At 68.1% G+C, this 529-nt stretch carries 2 protein-coding genes; both read left to right on the top strand.

Going from position 1 to position 529, the window contains the following annotated elements; translation table 11 throughout:
- Positions 1–347: oligopeptide/dipeptide ABC transporter ATP-binding protein (locus ABD353_RS40195; RefSeq protein WP_344628637.1), on the top strand; the 347-nt coding region annotated here is incomplete at its 5' end.
- Positions 340–529: ATP-binding cassette domain-containing protein (locus ABD353_RS40190; protein ID WP_344628636.1), on the top strand; the 190-nt coding region annotated here is incomplete at its 3' end. The genes ABD353_RS40195 and ABD353_RS40190, both read left to right, overlap by 8 nt.

The raw sequence follows: 529 nt of genomic DNA, 5'->3' as shown, positions 1-529 counted from the left end.
TCGCCGACGTGGCCGACAAGATCGCCGTGATGTACGCCGGCCGGATCGTCGAGACGGCGCCCGTCCACGAGCTGTACGCGAACCCCGCCCACCCCTACACCAAGGGCCTGCTCCGGTCGATCCCGCGACTGGACCAGAAGGGCGAGGACCTGTACGCCATCAAGGGCCTGCCGCCCAACCTCTTCAAGGTGCCGTCCGGCTGCGCGTTCAACCCGCGCTGCGACGTGGCCACCGACCTGTGCCGCACCGAGATCCCGGTGCTGCACCAGGTGCTCGACAAGGACGGTGCGGAGCTCGCCGGCCGCCGCAGCGCCTGCCACCTCTGGAAGGAGACCCTCCATGGCTGAGCCCATCCTGGAGGTCAAGGACCTGGTCAAGCACTACCCGCTGCACCAGGGCATCCTCTTCAAGAAGCAGGTCGGTGCGGTCAAGGCCGTCGACGGCATCTCCTTCGAGCTGCACAAGGGCGAGACCCTCGGCATCGTCGGCGAGTCCGGCTGCGGCAAGTCGACGCTCGCCAAGGTGCTGA

It is taken from the genome of Kitasatospora arboriphila, from assembly GCF_039528095.1.
In the GTDB taxonomy this organism is placed as follows: domain Bacteria; phylum Actinomycetota; class Actinomycetes; order Streptomycetales; family Streptomycetaceae; genus Kitasatospora; species Kitasatospora arboriphila.
Note: the sequence above shows the minus strand (reverse complement) of the source record. Positions and strands in the feature narration are given on the sequence as shown.